This window comes from Cupriavidus sp. BIC8F (assembly GCF_032465815.1).
In the GTDB taxonomy this organism is placed as follows: Bacteria; Pseudomonadota; Gammaproteobacteria; order Burkholderiales; family Burkholderiaceae; genus Cupriavidus; species Cupriavidus necator.
Map to the genome: position 1 here is coordinate 1214939 of NZ_CP136095.1, position 14394 is coordinate 1229332.

The window sequence follows — 14394 nt, forward strand, 5'->3', positions numbered from 1 at the left end:
GGGTTGTCCTTGCGGAGAAAATCAGGCGGCTGCCTGGACGGCAAAGGCCGCCAGGTCGAAGCGCGCGGCGGGTTGCCGCCCGGCGAGCGCGTCCAGCAGGTTGCGCGTGGCGAGTTCGGCCATGGCGCGCCGGGTCTCATGCGTGGCCGAGCCGATATGGGGCAGGGCTGTCACCTTGGGATGGCTGCGCAGCGGTGAATCCTGAGGCAGGGGCTCGGTGGCGAAGACGTCCAGCCCGGCCGCGCGCAGGTGGCCGCTGTCGAGCGCCGCGAGCAGCGCGTTTTCCTGCACGATCTGGCCGCGGGCGCCGTTGACGAAGATGGCGCCCGGCTTCATCAGCGCGAACTCGCGCCGGCCCATCAGGCCGCGCGTGCTGTCCGTCAGGGGCAGCGTGACGGCGACGATGTCGGCTCTGCGCAAGGCATCGTCGAGTTCCGTCCGGGTCGCGCGTCCCACCAGGTCGGGCGGTTCCCCGGCAGTCTCGTTGACGTAGAGCACCTCCATGCCGAAGCCGAGCGCCGCGCGGCGCGCCACGGCCTGGCCGATGCGTCCGAAGCCCAGGATCGCCAGGGTCTTGCCGTGTACGTCCCAGCCGAACAGGCTTTCGCCGATATTGGCGGTCCAGCGGCCTTCGCTTACGTGGGCCGCCAGCTCGACCAGGCGGCGGCTCGTAGCCATGATGAGCGCGAAGACCGTGTCGGCGGTGGTCTCGGTGAGTACGCCGGGCGTGTGGCACAGGGTGATGCCGCGCCGGTGCAGGCAGGGAAGGTCGTAGTTGTCGACGCCGACCGAAATACTCGAGATCACCTCCAGCCGGCTGGCGTCGGCCAGTTCCACGGCGCCGAGCTTCACGCTGGAGCCGATCAGGCCATGGGCGTTGGCCAGCGCGGCGCGGAAGGCCGGCCGTTGTGCCGGCTGGCGCGGGTCGGCCACGATCACGTCATGCTCCGACTCGATCCTGGCGAGCAGGTCGTCAGGAATCGGGCGGAACACCAGTACATTCTTGCGCATGGGTAATCCTTGCAGTGGCTTCACAAACTGGCGGCCGCCAGCTGGGCATGGGTCGGCAGGCCTTCGGTATCGCCCCGCACCTGCACCGCGCGGGCGCCGATCCAGGCGCCGCGCCGGACGGCGTCGCTTACTGACCGGCCTTCCAGCAGTGCGCTGATCACGCCCACGGCAAAGCCATCGCCGGCGCCAACGGTGTCGACGACACGCTCGACGCTGAATGCCTCGACATGGCCGGTGCCGGCCTCGCCATCGAACCAGGCGCCGTCGGCACCAAGCTTCACCACCACCAGCCTGGCGCCGCGGGCACGGTAGAAGGCGGCAATGCGTTCCGGCTCGGCGTGGCCGGTGAGAAAGCGGCCTTCTTCGATGCCGGGCAGCACCCAGTCGCACTGCTGCGCGAGGTCGTTCAGCGTCTCCCGCATCAACTCGGGCGAGGCCCACAGCGTGGGCCGCAGGTTGGGATCGAATGAGATCGTGCGGCCGGCGGCCTGCATGGTGGCGATGGCCTGGCGTGTGGCAGCCTGCGTGCCTGCGGCCAGCGCGGGGAACACGCCGGTGACGTGCAGATGCCGCGAGCGCCGCAGCCACCTGCCGTCCAGGTGCTCCGGGTTCATGCGGCTCGCCGCCGAGCCGCGGCGGTGGTATTCGACGGGCGGATCGCTGCCGTCGTCGACCCGGCCCTTGAACTGGAAGCCGGTGCGCTCACCGGGCTCGCACACCACCTGGCTGCAATCCACGCCTTCGCGCTGCATTTCACCGAGCAGGTAGCGCGCCATCGAGTCATCGCCCAGCCGGCTGGCCCATCCGACCTTCAGTCCCAGGCGCGACAGGCCGATGGCCACATTGGTCTCGGCACCGGCGGTGCGCTTGTGGAAGGTCTGGGCGCCTTCGAGCGGCCCGGCTTCGCCGGCGACCAGCATCAGCATCGCCTCGCCCAGCGTGACCACGTCAAGATCGGTGCTCATGCGGGGACCTCCACCGAACGCAGCAGTTCGACATGACTGCGCGTGACCTGCACCAGGTCTTCGCCTTGCAGCGGGAATTCGATCGCACGCGCAACGTGCGTGGGCAGCCGGCGCAAGACGGCGCGCCATGGTGCCGCCGACTGGTCAAGCGGCACCGCGATCCATTTGGCGGGCGTGCGCTGCACGCCTTTGCAGTGCACGTAGCCGACGCCGGCGCCGAAGACCTGCGCGGCGTCGAGCGGGTCTTGGCCGGTCCAGTGCCAGTTGCCCATGTCGAAGGTCATCGGCACGGACTCGCCGAGCGCCGTGATACGCGCGAAGAAGTCGCGCAGCGGCGGCACGGTGCCGGCCTGGGCGGTCTGGTCGTTTTCCACGACGAGTTCGATGCCATCGTGCCGCAGCCAGGGAAGCAGTGTTTCCACCGCCATGCCTTCCCGATAGCCGCCAAGCGACATCTTGACCCGGGTCGCACCGAGCGCCAGCGCGGTGGTGAAGGCACGGTCGAGCGCGGCGGCATCGAGGCTGCCTGCGTCATTCCACAGGCCTTCCGGGCTGGACCAGACCACGCTCAGCCCATGCTGCTGGGCGACCGCGCGCTGTTCAATGATTTCATCCTTGTGCCCGCGCTGGAGTTCGCCGCGGAATTCCACGCCGTCCGCCCCGGCTGCCGCGGCAATCCGCGCCAGCGCGGCCTGTCCGTCGCGCAGGGCGAGGTCGGCGCCATAGGCCGTCAGCGAGATCAGCACCGGCGGGCGCGAAGCGCCATCTGCTTGCCACTGGCTCATTTCAGTGCTCCCGCGCTGAGGAATTGCTGCAGTTCCGGTGTCCGCGGCTGCGCGAACAGCGCCTTGGACGGGCCCGCCTCGTGGACCTTGCCCTGGTGCATGAAGATGGTGGTATGCGCCATGCGGCGCGCAAACTCCATCTCATGCGTGACCAGCACCATGGTCATGCCGGAGGCGGCCAGGTTCTCCATAACCCGAAGCACTTCCGCCGTCAGCTCAGGGTCGAGCGCGGAGGTGACTTCGTCGAACAGCATCACCTTGGGCTCCATCGCCAGCGATCGGGCGATGGCCACGCGCTGCTGCTGGCCGCCCGAGAGCTGCTCCGGGTAGCAGTCCTTCTTGTCGAGCAGGCCGACCTGGGTCAGCACCTGGTCGACGATGCCGTCGATCTTGCTTGCGGCCATCTTCTTCACGATGGACGGCGCCAGCGCGATATTCTCGCCCACGGTCAGGTGCGGAAACAGGTTGTAGCTCTGGAACACCATGCCCACATCGCGGCGCAGGTCGAGCAAGCGCTTGCGGTCGTGATCCAGCTTGTGTCCGGCGACGGTGATGTTGCCGGCGTTGATCGTCTCCAGGCCGTTCAGGCAACGCAGCATGGTGCTCTTGCCGGAGCCGCTGCGGCCGATGATGGCGACCACCTGGCCCGGTTCGATCGCAAACGAAACGCCCTTCAGGACTTCGACTGCGCCATATGATTTGTGCACGCCTTGTGCTTCAACGATTGACATGGAGCCTCCTTTCCATGCGCCGGGCCGCCGCCGACAGCGGGAAGCAGAGCGCGAAGTAGATAAGTGCGACGACGACGAAGACCGCGAAGGGCTGGAAGGTCGCGTTGTTGATCAGCTGGCCGGCGCGGGTCAGTTCGATGACGCCGATGATGGAAGTGATCGAGGTGTTCTTGACCAACTGGACCGAGAACCCCACCGTAGGCGGCAAGGCTAGCCGCACGGCCTGTGGCAGCACCACGTAGCGCAGCTGCTGCCAGCGGGTGAGGGCGAGCGCTTCGCTGGCTTCCCACTGTCCTTGTGGCACGGCCTCGATGCAGCCGCGCCAGATCTCGCCAAGGTAGGCGCTGGCGTAGATCGACATCGCCAGCATGGCCGCCACCATCGGCGACAGCTTGAGCCCGAGCACGGAGAGTCCGTAGTAGCTCAGGAACAGCACGATCAGCACCGGCGTGCCTTGCACGACCTGGATATAGGCCGTGCTGGCGAGGCGCAGCAGCGGGCTTCTGGAGGTACGCGCCAGCGCCACCAGGAAACCGGCGAGCGTGCCGCCGACGAAGGCGAGCAAGGTCACCCACAGCGTCCAGCGTGCCGCCAGCAGCAGGATTTCAAGATGATTCCAGGAGAACTCGGTGATCATTTCGCGCTCCCTGCAACCGCTGCCGTCAGTTCCGTTTGCGCCAGCGGAACGACGCGGGCCGTGCGGGCCAGCTTTCGTGCACGCGCCACCACGCGGCGCCGCTTGAACACCAGGTTGCCGATCAGGCCGAACATGGCGCGCAGCAGCAGTGCCAGCCCGATATAGATGAACATGACCAGGATGTAGCTCTCGAAGGTGCGGAAGGTCTGCGAATCGACCTGGCTGGCGACCGCCGTCAGCTCTTCCACCGAGATCGTCGACACCACGCTCGACGTCAGCATCATCAGCGTGAACTGGCTGGTCAGGGCCGGATAGACCTTCTCGAAGGCCGGCGCCAGGGCGACGTGGCGGATCAGCTGCCAGCGTGTCATGCCCAGCGCGGCGGCGGCTTCAAGCTGCGAACGGTGCACCGCCTGCAGGCCGGCCCGGATGATTTCCGTCGAGTAGGCGCCGAGGTTGACGGTCATCGCAATCACCGCGGCGGTGACGGCATCGATCTGCAGGCCAACGGTCGGCAAGCCGAAGAAGATGATGAAGAGCTGGATCAGGAAGGGCGTGTTGCGGATGGCTTCGACGTAGGCCCTGGTGGTGCGCTGCAGCCAGGGGCCGCCAAACGCGGCGGCAATGGCGCCGGCGGTGCCGACCACGGTGCCAAGCAGGATCGAGCCGAAGCTGAGCGCCAGCGTCATCGCCGCGCCTTCCGCGAAGCGGTCCAGCTGCGACAGCACCGGGGTCCATTCAAATTGGTAGTTCATGTGGGTCTCCTGGCACGCCGGCTGGCGCCGGCGCGCAACCTCAGACGGCCTGGATCAGAACGCTTGCAGCGTGGGCAGCGCCTTGCCGGTCCACTTCTGCGCAATGGCATCGAGTTCGCCATTGAGCTTGACGTAGGAGATGGTGGTGTTGAGCCACTGGCGCAGCTCGAAGGCATCGCGGCGCACGGCCATTGAATTCGGTTGCACCGAGAACGCGAACTTGGCGTCGAACTTGCCGGCGCCGCGCGCCTTCATGATCTCGTTGCCGGTGGTGTTGGGCAGGGCAATGGCCTCGACCTGGTTGCTAATCAGGGCCTGCGCGCAGGTGGCATCGTCCTCAAAGCGGACGATGTTCATGCCGGGCACGGCCAGCCGGGTCAGCGCGCTGTCCTGCGTGGTGCCGCGCGTCACGCCTACCTTCTTCTTCCCGAGTTCGGTCAGCTTGGCGTACTTGGCAGCGACGGGAGCAAAGATGGTCAGCTCGAACGCGCTGTAGGGCGCGCTGAACATGATGGCCCGCGCGCGCTCGGGCGTCGGCGCCAGCGTGGCGACCAGGAAATCGACCTTGCCGGCCTCCAGCGCCGGAATCCGGCTGGGCGAGGTGAGTGGGACGATATCGACCGGAACGCCCAGGTACTTGCCGAGCAGGTTGGCCACGTCGACGTCATAGCCGGCGGGTTTGCCGGTGGCGTCCGTGGTGCCGAAGGGCGGGGCGCCGGTCACCACGCCGATGGTGACCTTGCCCTTCTTGACGATCTCGGCGACGGTCTGCGCCTGGGCGGTGAAAGCGGCGCTGGTCAGGACCAGCAGAGTCAGCACGGGCGCGGCTACGCGGCGCAACAAGCGTTGGACGTTCATCAATGTCTCCTGCACGTTATGGAATGTGTCGCTGGCGTCGCAGCGTTTGGCAAGCACCGTCGTGAAACCGGTTTCATGATTATAGGAAACCGGTTTCAGAGGTCCAGCAGTGGAAACCCTTACGGGCAAAAACTGCGTTTGGCGGATGCGGAAACAGGCACGTCAGGCACCCGCTGGACGTGTGAAGCGGGTGCAGGCGTGGATCAGGCGGGCACGGCGGACGCCGGCGGGGAAGGGCTCTGCAATCAGGCGCGGCGGGTGGATCCGCGCGTGACCAGGGTGCCAGGCAACAGCACCCGGCGCGGCGGCAGTTGCGCGCCTTGCAGGCGCTCGATCAGGCAGTTGGTGGCGACGCGCCCGATATCATCGGTGGGCTGGGAAATGGCGCTGAGGCCAGGACCGACCAATGCGGCCCATTCCGGATCATCGAAGCCAATCAGGCCCAGGTCGGCGCCAAGTTGCCACCCCAGTCTGGCGGCTGATGCGGCCACGCGCAGCGAGATCACTGCGTTGGCTGCCAGCACGGCTACGGGTGCCTGTCCGGCGCCACGGCGCAGCGCGCGGAGCGCTTCATCCAGGGCATCGTCATCGCCCCTCTGGGCTTCAAAAACGGTCCCTCCAACCTTGTCCGCGTGTTCGGCGACAAAGGCCTGGAACGCGCGCGCCCGCTCGTTGCGCGAGCTGATGGCCTTGATCGGCTCGCTGATGAAGAGCAGGTGCCGATAGCCGGCTTCGACCAGGTGGCCGGCGGCTTCCTGGACGGCGGTCAGGTTGTCCAGGGCCACCAGGTCGACTTCGGCATCACCGACCTTGCGGTCGACCAGTACCACTGGCTTGCCCAGCTGCGCCGCATCGGCCAGGGCGCCGGCATCGTGGCCCAGCGTGTGCAGGATAAAGCCCTCGACCCGGTAGGCCGACAGCGAGCGAATGGCTTCACGCTCAAGTTGCTCGTCATTGCCGAGGTTGAACAGCATCACCATATAGCCGGCGTCGCGGCAGGCCTTCTCGACGCCGCGCAGCACGGCCACCGAGAACGAATTGGAGACATCCGCGACCACCAGCCCGATCAGGCGCGACTTGCCGCGCTTGAGCCCCTGCGCCATCGGGCTGGGGCTGTAGCCGAGCGCGCGGATGGCCGAGGCCACGCGCGCCTCCACGTCCGCGGACAACTGCTCGCCGCCCCGGTTCAGGTAGCGTGATACGGTTGCCTTGGAGACGCCCGCATAGTCGGCAACGTCCTGGATGGTGAGTTTCTCTGCGGGTTTCTGGTCGGACACAGGTCGGGTAACAGGGCGCGGCATAGGATTCGGGTCTCGGTGAAACCAGTTTCACGATTATGCCTCGGGCGTGTCGGGGTGTGCCAGCCTCCGGGCCATCCGATTGCGCGAGGCCGCGATTGGGCTCCCATACCTCGTGCGGCGAACCGTCGAAGGGCCGGATGCCCTTCGCCGCTTATCCTGAATGAGCCAGCGCTACCGCATCGGCACCTGCCGGAAACCGAAGCAGCCCGGACCTATCGTTGGCGGCACGCCAAACCGCTTCGGCCACATCGGCCTCGGTCGTTACCGCTGCCGGTTGTGAGAGTGAAGCAAAGTCCCGATGTGCGTCTGCTCGGCGGCTACTTTGTCTTCGACTCGTCCAATGCCGCGTTACTGGTGTCGCTGTTGCCGGCGCTGGTGCATGTGCGCGGCGCCGAGCGGCTTTCGGCCATCGTTCGGCTCGTCGGCGAGGAATCGGGTGAACGGAGCTCGGGCCGCGAGCTCGTGCTCACGCGCCTGGTGGAGGTGCTGCTGATCGAAGCGCCGCGCTCAACGTCGGGGGAGGACGCACCCCCCGGCTTGCTGCGCGGCCTGGCCGATGCGCGACTCGCGTCAGCGATGCGGCAGATGCACGCCGATCCCGCGCGCTCGTGGACGGTGGCTCAACTTGCAAAGAAGGCCGCGCTGTCGCGCTCGACCTTTTTGAGCGCTTCACGCGCGCCGTGGGAATGCCACCGATGGAATACCTGATCGCCTGGCGCATGGCCGTGGCGAAGGACTTGCTCCGTCGCCATGACCTCGGGATCGCCGAGGTTGCTGAACGGGTCGGCTACGGCTCGGCAAGTACCTTCAGTACCGCGTTCAGCCGGCACGTCGGCCAGCCACCGAGTCTCTTCGCGCGCAAGCGTTAGAACGTCACATGGAACGCGACGGCGCCGGACAGAGGGTCCGCTTTGGTTCTGGAAGATGACCTGCCCGATTGCCTCGGGCAGGTCACGGTGTACGTCAGACCAGCCTGGTTTCGACGTGGATGCTGCCGTGCAGGGCCTTCGAGTACGGGCAGGTCCGGTGCGCGGTATCTACCAATGCCTGGGCCACTTCAGGTTCGATGCCGGGGATGTGGACATTGAGCCGGGCCTGCAGCAAATAGGCCTCGCCAGCCGTGCCCAGGTCAACCTCGGCGTCGACCGAAAGCTCGGCCGGCAGCTTCACTTTCATCTTGCCGGCGGCCAGCCCGATCGCGCCGATAAAGCACGCCGACCATCCCGCGGCGAGCAATTGCTCCGGGTTCGTGCCCGGGCCTTTGGTGCCCGGCGAGGACAGTTGAAGGTTCAGCCGGCCGTCATCGCTGCGGGCTTCGCCGTCGCGTCCGCCTGCGGTGATATGGACTTTGCCGGTGTACAGCACTTTTTCGATACGGGTCATGATGCGTTCCTTGGTCATTCAGAAAGTTGAGGTTCAGGCGTAGGCGCCGTCAAGATAGGGGTCGACACTGCGCGCCGGGTCCGCCGAAACGCCGGTGCGGTCCAGGCCGGACAGGGTGCGCGCGCCGTCGTAGTACGGATCCACGTTGCGCGCACCGTCCGTGAACGGGTCGATGGCACGCGCGCCGTCGTTGTACGGGCTGCGTGCCTCTTGCACGGAGCGCGCACCGTCGGTGAACGGGTCTCGCGCGCCCGCTTGGGACAGTGCGGCGGCCTGCGCACCGGCAGCGGCGGCAACCAGGGCGATGGCGAAGACAAAGCGCTTGGCGATGTGGGTAGTCATGATCGATTTCCTCAAGGGTTTGGGTTCGGTATTGCGCGGCAGGGACTGGCTTCATTGATGTTCGCCGCCGGGCCACGGAATGCATTTAAGGCGATCGATGTATCTGGCCCGTAGCGCGTGAGGGGGTCTCTGTCGGAACACGTATCGCTGCGGCAGCCTGATACAGACGGGTACAAAATTCATGCGCGAATGGGTTGGGGAACCACATCGGCAGGGTCTCGGACGGGCCTATGCGCCACATTCGGTGCCTCTGCTTGCACCTAGGGTTTCTCCTGAAAATCCTCCGTACTCCCTTGTTTTGATTGTGATTTCGGTCGAATGGCAGCCGTTGCAAGTCGTGGCGGTGACCAACTTCGGCCTTGACCATCCGTTGGAACCGCTGATAATGCAAACGTTTGCAAAGGAGACAAAACATGGGAACTTCCAGCGAGCGACAGGCGCCACAAGGCGAGCGTCTGGCGCTGATCGAGGACGAACACTCGGTGACAGGCGTGGTCCAGGCGGCCATGGCCAATACCACCAATCCCCGCCTGCGCTTCGTCATGGATTCGCTGGTGCGGCACCTCCACGGGTTCCTGTCCGAGGTGCGGCTGTCCGACGAGGAATTCGAGCTGGCCCTGGGGTATATCGCCAGTCTCGGCCATGCGACCAATGCCAAACACAACGAGGTTGTCCTGGCTGCCGACGTGCTGGGGCTGTCGACGCTGGTGACCGTCATGAACAACAGCACCAGGGACGGGCGCACGCCCGGCGCGCTGCTCGGCCCGTTCTATCGCGCCAACGCGCCGCGTTATGACTGCGGTGACTGCGTGGTGCAGGACGACGCGCCGGGCTTGCCGCTGCTGGTCAGCGGCACCGTGCGCGCAACCGATGGCACGCCGCTGCCAGGCGCGCTGGTCGAGATCTGGCAGGCGTCGCCGGTGGGGCTGTATGACAACCAGGACCCGACCCAGCCCGACCGCAACCTGCGCGGCTGCTTCCATACCGATGAAAGCGGTGGCTATCACTTTCGCACGGTACGGCCTGCCGGCTATCCGGTGCCGACCCACGGCCCGGTAGGCACATTACTGGCCGAGCAGCAGCGCCATCCGTACCGGCCGGCGCATATCCATTTCATCGTCGCGGCGCCGGGCTATCGGACGCTCGTCACCCAGGTGTTTGCCGACACGCCGGACAAGCTGGAATCCGATGTCACGTTCGGCGTGCATCGGCAACTGGTTGGCGATCTCCGGCTGCACCACCAAGGCCGCAGCCCGTGGGGCGATGTGCCGGCGCCGTTCTACACGCTGGCGTTCGATTTCACGCTCGAGCCCGGCGAGCAGACCTTCCCGAAGCCGCCGATCGACTGAAGGCCAAATCGGCTTCCCCTGACCCATTCCCACATTGAAACCATGAGTGCTACTTCTCTTTCCGGCAAGGTGGCCGTGATCCTCGGCGGCACCGGCGCCATCGGCTTTGCCGCCGGTGAAACGCTGGCGCGGCTTGGCGCAAGCGTCGTGCTGACCGGGCGCGACGCCGACAAGGCGGCCAGTGCCACGGCGGCCTTGCCTGCCGGCAACCATCTTGCCGCCGTGGCCGAGATTGCCGACAGCGCCTCGCTGCGCGCGCTGGCCGACGAGGTCAGCCATCACTACGGCCGCGTCGATATCCTGGTGAACACCGCAGGCTTTACGCGGGCGATCCCGCACGCCGACCTCGACGCCCTGGACGATGCGCTGATCGATGAACTGTTTGCCGTCAACTGGCGCGGGCAGTTTGCCGCGATCCGTGCGTTCGCGCCGCACCTGCGCGCCAATGGCGACGGGCTGGTGGTCAATGTCGGGTCCATCGCCGGCCGTACGGGGCAGGGCAGCAATGTTGCGTACTGCGCTGCCAAGGCCGGGCTCGATGTCATGGCGATGTCGCTCGGACGCGCGCTGGCGCCGCATATCCGCGTGCTGAACGTTTCACCTGGCGTGGTCGATACCGCCTTCGTGCCGGGACGCGACAGCGGTTTCAACGAGCGCGCCGCCAAGTCGACGCCGCTCAAGCGCGTCGGCCAGGCACAGGACGTGGCCGATGCCATCGCTGCCTGCGCGACCTCACTGCGCTTTGCCACTGGCACCACCATCGTCGTGGACGGCGGCCGCCTGCTTGGATAGGCCAGGCCCTCCATGTCTACCCAATCGCATTTCCATCACTGACCTTCGCTCATGCACGCACGCAAGACCATCATCACCTGCGCGGTGACCGGCAATATCGTCACCCCGGAGCAGCACCCCGGCTTGCCGGTCACGCCGGCCCAGATTGCCGACGCTGCGCTGGAAGCCGCGGAGGCCGGCGCAGCTGCCGCCCACATCCACGTGCGCGACCCCGAAACCGGGCGCCCGTCGATGTCGCTCGACTACTACGCCGATGTCATCGACCGCATCCGCAAGCGCAACCGCTCGCTGATTATCAACCTCACCACCGGGCCCGGTGGCCGCTTCGTGCCGAGCGAGGACGAGCCGCGCGTGGCGGCGCCGGGCACCACGCTGCTGCATCCCGCGAAGCGCGTCGAACACATCGCGGCGCTGCGCCCGGACGTCTGCTCGCTCGACCTGAACACCATGAACTCGGGCGGCGACGTGGTCATCAACACGCCCACCAACGTACGCAAGATGGCCGGCGTGATCCGCGCGGCCGGCGTCATGCCCGAGCTGGAGATCTTCGATTCCGGCGACCTCAACATGGCGCTCGACTTCATCCGTGAAGGCGTGCTGGACGGCCCCGGCCTGTGGACCCTGGTGCTGGGCGTGAAGTACGGCTTTGCGCCCACGCCGGAAACCATCTTCTACGCGCGCAACATGCTGCCCGCCGGCGCCCACTGGTCGGCATTCGGCATCGGCCGCGCGGAGTTCCCGATCGTCGCCCAGGCATGGCTCGCAGGCGGACACGTGCGTGTCGGCATGGAAGACAACATCTATCTGGAGAAGGGCGTGCTGGCGCCAAGCAACGCAGCGCTGGTCGCCAAGGCGCGCGACATCGTCAGGTCGCTCGGCGGCGAGATTGCCTCGTCGGCCGAGGCTCGGCGCACGCTTGGCCTGCGCGAGGCCTGATCCCGGCCATACCGAACGAAACATTTGAGGAAGAAATCACCATGAATACCATTCGAGTCAGCGAGAAAGCCACCAATATCGATGCCCTGCAACTGGAGCTGCTCGGCGTGCAGCGCCCGGAAGCGGCGCCGGGTCAGGTCATCATCGAGGTGGCCAGCGCCGGCGTGAACCCGAGCGACGTGAAGGCAACGCTCGGCCTGATGCCGCATGCGGTCTGGCCGCGCACGCCAGGCCGCGACTATGCAGGCCTGGTGGTCGACGGTCCCTCCGAGCTGCTGGGCCAGCAAGTCTGGGGCAGCGGCGGCGAGCTCGGCATCCGCCGCGACGGCACGCATGGCAAGTACCTGCGCATCCAGGCCAGCGCGGTGCGCGCCAAGCCGGCGTCGGTGTCGCTGCTGGAAGCCGGCGCCGTGGGTGTGCCGTTCATCACCGCCTATGAAGGGCTGCGCCGCGCGGGCATGCCGCAGGCTGGCAGCACCGTGCTGGTGTGTGGCGGCAATGGCAAGGTGGGGCAGGCAACGATCCAGATCGCCACCGCGCTCGGCGCCCGCGTCTTTGCCGTGGAGCGCACCGCGGAGGCCTATCGCGGCCATGCCACCGGCGACGTGCGCATGATCGATGCCAGCAGCGAATCCATTGCCGCGGTGGTGCGCGAAGAGACCGATGGACACGGTGCGGATATCGTCTACAACACCGTGGGAAGCCCCTACTTTGAACAGGCCAACCAGGCCATGGCGATCGGCGCGGCGCAGATCTTCATCTCGACCATCGAGAAGCCGGTGCCGTTCGACATTTTCGCTTTCTATCGCGGCCAGCACACCTATGTGGGCGTCGACACCCTCGCGCTGGACAGCAACGCCTGCGCGGGCATCCTTGACCAGCTCGCACCGATGTTTGCCTCGGGTGCGCTGCGGCCGTTCCCGGTCCTTTCCGACTACACCTATGCGCTCTCCAACGCCAAGGAGGCCTACCGGGCGGTCCTGCAGGGCGCGACCGAACGCGTGGTGCTGAAGCCATGAACACGACCCGGTTCGCACAGGCGCCGGCCTACTTCCCGGCCAACCACGAAGGCATGCATTGCCTGCGCCTGCAAGGGCATGAAGCGGGACCGTCCGAAGCCTTGTGGATGGGGGTCTCGGTGCTGCTGCCGGGCGGCCATACGTCGATGGATGCCTCGCCGGTGGAAAAGCACTACGTCGTGCTGGAAGGCGAAGTCTGCATCGCCACGCCCGACGAGGTCGTGACGCTGGGCCAGTTCGATTCCGTGCGCCTGGCGCCGGGTGAGGCGCGGCAGGTGTCGAACCCGGGTAACCGGCCGGCGCTGCTGCTGCTGGCGATGCCGTATCCCAAGAGCTGATTCTCTCGGGCCGGACTGCAAACGATTGCAAAATGGCGGAGCAGACGGACCGCCCAGAACAACCACGACAAACCAAGGGGAGACAAATGCAACCCATCAGAAAGCGCAGCCATCTGCTCATGGCGGCCATGGCCGCAGCCTGTGGCGGCGAGGCCTGCGCGCAGTCAGCCGTGACCCTGTACGGGCGCATCAATACGGCACTGGAGTATTCCTATGCCAACACCGCTACCGACGGCACCCGCCTTGGCGGCGTGGGGCGCCTGACCAACAACCGCTCAGTCTTCGGCATGCGCGGCGAAGAAGGCCTGGGCGGCAGCCTGAAAGCCATCTGGCAGATCGAAAGCAATTTCTCGCTCGATACCGGCCAGGGCCAGGTGGCCGGGCGCAATACTCGGGTGGGGCTGCAGGGAGATGCCGGCACCCTGTTCCTGGGGCACTGGCAGACCCCATACACCGAATCGACGCTGGCCTACGACCCGTACTATCCGACCACTGCCGGCTATATGGCGCTGATCGGGAACGGCTCCACGTCCAGTTCCGACAACGTCCAGGACACCAGCTCGTTCGACCGCCGGCAGAAGAACATCATCGTCTACAAGACGCCGTCGTTCGCCGGCTTCAGCGGCGCCGCGGCGTGGGGCGTGAACGAGGAGAAGACCACCGTACCGCGCAATCCCGGCTTGTATTCGTTCTCGGCGGCCTACGACAACGGCCCGCTCAACGTGGCGCTGGCCTATGAAGTCCACCAGCACTACCAGACCGCCGGCCGCAACGATGACGCGATGAAGGCGGGCGTCTCGTACAAGTTCCCGACCACCACCGTGGCGCTGCTCTATGAACGGCTCCACTACCGCACCGCGACCGGCGACCTGACCCGCAATGGGTACTACGCCTCGCTGGTGCAGAAGCTCGGGCCGGGCAGCGTGCGCGTCGGTTTTGGCCTTGCCAGCAATGGCGCGGGCAATGCGACCGAGACGGTGGGCTTCTTCCGCAGCGGCGCGGAAACGGGCGCCACGCAGATCACGGTCGGCTACGACTATCCGCTGTCCAAGCGCACCGCGCTGTATGCGTACTACAGCCGCATCAACAACAAGCGCAATGCGATCTACGACTTTGCCATCAATGAACTGGGCGTGAGCGCGGGTGCAGACCCGCAGACGGTCGCGCTCGGCATGCGGCATTTCTTCTGAGG

The 14394-nt window shown here is 66.5% G+C and carries 16 protein-coding genes and 1 pseudogene; 7 read left to right on the forward strand and 10 right to left on the reverse strand.

Annotated elements, in window-relative coordinates:
* Positions 1-21: 21 nt before the first annotated feature.
* From RS901_RS25730 to RS901_RS25765, 8 genes are all read right to left on the reverse strand, one after another.
* The gene (locus RS901_RS25730) at positions 22-1011 is read right to left on the reverse strand and encodes a D-glycerate dehydrogenase (RefSeq protein ID WP_316156966.1); all 990 of its coding nucleotides are present in this window, start codon (positions 1009-1011) and stop codon (positions 22-24) included.
* Positions 1012-1031: 20 nt separating this feature from the next.
* Positions 1032-1976, reverse strand: a complete 945-nt coding sequence (locus RS901_RS25735) for a sugar kinase (RefSeq protein ID WP_316156967.1) — start codon at positions 1974-1976, stop codon at positions 1032-1034.
* A complete protein-coding gene (locus RS901_RS25740; RefSeq protein WP_316156968.1) occupies positions 1973-2761 on the reverse strand; it encodes a sugar phosphate isomerase/epimerase family protein in 789 nt (262 codons plus the stop codon). Before RS901_RS25740 ends, RS901_RS25735 begins: the two co-directional genes overlap by 4 nt.
* A complete protein-coding gene (locus tag RS901_RS25745; RefSeq protein ID WP_316156969.1) occupies positions 2758-3492 on the reverse strand; it encodes an amino acid ABC transporter ATP-binding protein in 735 nt (244 codons plus the stop codon). Before RS901_RS25745 ends, RS901_RS25740 begins: the two co-directional genes overlap by 4 nt.
* Positions 3479-4129: an amino acid ABC transporter permease gene (locus RS901_RS25750; RefSeq protein WP_316156970.1), complete on the reverse strand. Its 651-nt coding sequence runs from the start codon at positions 4127-4129 to the stop codon at positions 3479-3481. Before RS901_RS25750 ends, RS901_RS25745 begins: the two co-directional genes overlap by 14 nt.
* Positions 4126-4884, reverse strand: coding sequence for an amino acid ABC transporter permease (locus RS901_RS25755; protein ID WP_316156971.1), 759 nt, complete (start codon positions 4882-4884; stop codon positions 4126-4128). Before RS901_RS25755 ends, RS901_RS25750 begins: the two co-directional genes overlap by 4 nt.
* A 54-nt stretch (positions 4885-4938) precedes the next feature.
* Positions 4939-5742 (reverse strand): transporter substrate-binding domain-containing protein, encoded by an 804-nt coding sequence (locus RS901_RS25760; RefSeq protein ID WP_316156972.1) that lies wholly within the window; start codon positions 5740-5742, stop codon positions 4939-4941.
* Between the two features lie 245 nt (positions 5743-5987).
* On the reverse strand, positions 5988-7043 hold the full coding sequence (locus tag RS901_RS25765; RefSeq protein WP_316156973.1) for a LacI family DNA-binding transcriptional regulator: 1056 nt from the start codon (positions 7041-7043) through the stop codon (positions 5988-5990).
* A 105-nt stretch (positions 7044-7148) separates the two neighbouring features.
* On the opposite strand from RS901_RS25765, the pseudogene RS901_RS25775 reads away from it, so the two are divergent.
* A pseudogene (locus RS901_RS25775) lies at positions 7149-7912 on the forward strand (helix-turn-helix domain-containing protein).
* A gap of 94 nt (positions 7913-8006) precedes the next feature.
* Here RS901_RS25775 and RS901_RS25780 read toward each other — a convergent pair.
* Both RS901_RS25780 and RS901_RS25785 read right to left on the reverse strand, forming a co-directional pair.
* The gene (locus RS901_RS25780) at positions 8007-8426 is read right to left on the reverse strand and encodes an organic hydroperoxide resistance protein (protein ID WP_316157291.1); all 420 of its coding nucleotides are present in this window, start codon (positions 8424-8426) and stop codon (positions 8007-8009) included.
* A gap of 33 nt (positions 8427-8459) precedes the next feature.
* Positions 8460-8768: a hydroxyquinol 1,2-dioxygenase gene (locus RS901_RS25785; RefSeq protein WP_316156974.1), complete on the reverse strand. Its 309-nt coding sequence runs from the start codon at positions 8766-8768 to the stop codon at positions 8460-8462.
* A gap of 413 nt (positions 8769-9181) precedes the next feature.
* On the opposite strand from RS901_RS25785, the gene RS901_RS25790 reads away from it, so the two are divergent.
* From RS901_RS25790 to RS901_RS25815, 6 genes are all read left to right on the forward strand, one after another.
* A complete protein-coding gene (locus RS901_RS25790) occupies positions 9182-10117 on the forward strand; it encodes a dioxygenase (RefSeq protein ID WP_316156975.1) in 936 nt (311 codons plus the stop codon).
* 42 nt (positions 10118-10159) lie between these two features.
* Entirely contained in the window at positions 10160-10909 is a 750-nt protein-coding gene (locus tag RS901_RS25795; RefSeq protein WP_316156976.1) for an SDR family oxidoreductase, read from the forward strand.
* A 51-nt stretch (positions 10910-10960) separates the two neighbouring features.
* A complete protein-coding gene (locus RS901_RS25800; protein ID WP_316156977.1) occupies positions 10961-11845 on the forward strand; it encodes a 3-keto-5-aminohexanoate cleavage protein in 885 nt (294 codons plus the stop codon).
* 41 nt (positions 11846-11886) lie between these two features.
* Entirely contained in the window at positions 11887-12864 is a 978-nt protein-coding gene (locus tag RS901_RS25805; RefSeq protein WP_316156979.1) for a zinc-binding alcohol dehydrogenase family protein, read from the forward strand.
* Positions 12861-13202, forward strand: coding sequence for a cupin domain-containing protein (locus RS901_RS25810; protein WP_316156980.1), 342 nt, complete (start codon positions 12861-12863; stop codon positions 13200-13202). The genes RS901_RS25805 and RS901_RS25810 overlap by 4 nt, the downstream gene beginning before the upstream one ends.
* Before the next feature lie 86 nt (positions 13203-13288).
* Positions 13289-14392 carry a porin gene (locus RS901_RS25815; RefSeq protein ID WP_316156981.1) on the forward strand — a complete coding sequence of 368 codons (1104 nt, stop codon included), beginning with the start codon at positions 13289-13291 and terminating at the stop codon, positions 14390-14392.
* Positions 14393-14394: the final 2 nt, after the last annotated feature.

Coding starts and splice junctions, on each gene's coding strand:
- RS901_RS25730 (WP_316156966.1), bottom strand. CDS start 1,011: ATGCGCAAGAATGTACTGGTGTTCCGCCCGATTCCTGACGACCTGCTC.
- RS901_RS25735 (WP_316156967.1), bottom strand. CDS start 1,976: ATGAGCACCGATCTTGACGTGGTCACGCTGGGCGAGGCGATGCTGATG.
- RS901_RS25740 (WP_316156968.1), bottom strand. CDS start 2,761: ATGAGCCAGTGGCAAGCAGATGGCGCTTCGCGCCCGCCGGTGCTGATC.
- RS901_RS25745 (WP_316156969.1), bottom strand. CDS start 3,492: ATGTCAATCGTTGAAGCACAAGGCGTGCACAAATCATATGGCGCAGTC.
- RS901_RS25750 (WP_316156970.1), bottom strand. CDS start 4,129: ATGATCACCGAGTTCTCCTGGAATCATCTTGAAATCCTGCTGCTGGCG.
- RS901_RS25755 (WP_316156971.1), bottom strand. CDS start 4,884: ATGAACTACCAATTTGAATGGACCCCGGTGCTGTCGCAGCTGGACCGC.
- RS901_RS25760 (WP_316156972.1), bottom strand. CDS start 5,742: ATGAACGTCCAACGCTTGTTGCGCCGCGTAGCCGCGCCCGTGCTGACT.
- RS901_RS25765 (WP_316156973.1), bottom strand. CDS start 7,043: ATGCCGCGCCCTGTTACCCGACCTGTGTCCGACCAGAAACCCGCAGAG.
- RS901_RS25780 (WP_316157291.1), bottom strand. CDS start 8,426: ATGACCCGTATCGAAAAAGTGCTGTACACCGGCAAAGTCCATATCACC.
- RS901_RS25785 (WP_316156974.1), bottom strand. CDS start 8,768: ATGACTACCCACATCGCCAAGCGCTTTGTCTTCGCCATCGCCCTGGTT.
- RS901_RS25790 (WP_316156975.1), top strand. CDS start 9,182: ATGGGAACTTCCAGCGAGCGACAGGCGCCACAAGGCGAGCGTCTGGCG.
- RS901_RS25795 (WP_316156976.1), top strand. CDS start 10,160: ATGAGTGCTACTTCTCTTTCCGGCAAGGTGGCCGTGATCCTCGGCGGC.
- RS901_RS25800 (WP_316156977.1), top strand. CDS start 10,961: ATGCACGCACGCAAGACCATCATCACCTGCGCGGTGACCGGCAATATC.
- RS901_RS25805 (WP_316156979.1), top strand. CDS start 11,887: ATGAATACCATTCGAGTCAGCGAGAAAGCCACCAATATCGATGCCCTG.
- RS901_RS25810 (WP_316156980.1), top strand. CDS start 12,861: ATGAACACGACCCGGTTCGCACAGGCGCCGGCCTACTTCCCGGCCAAC.
- RS901_RS25815 (WP_316156981.1), top strand. CDS start 13,289: ATGCAACCCATCAGAAAGCGCAGCCATCTGCTCATGGCGGCCATGGCC.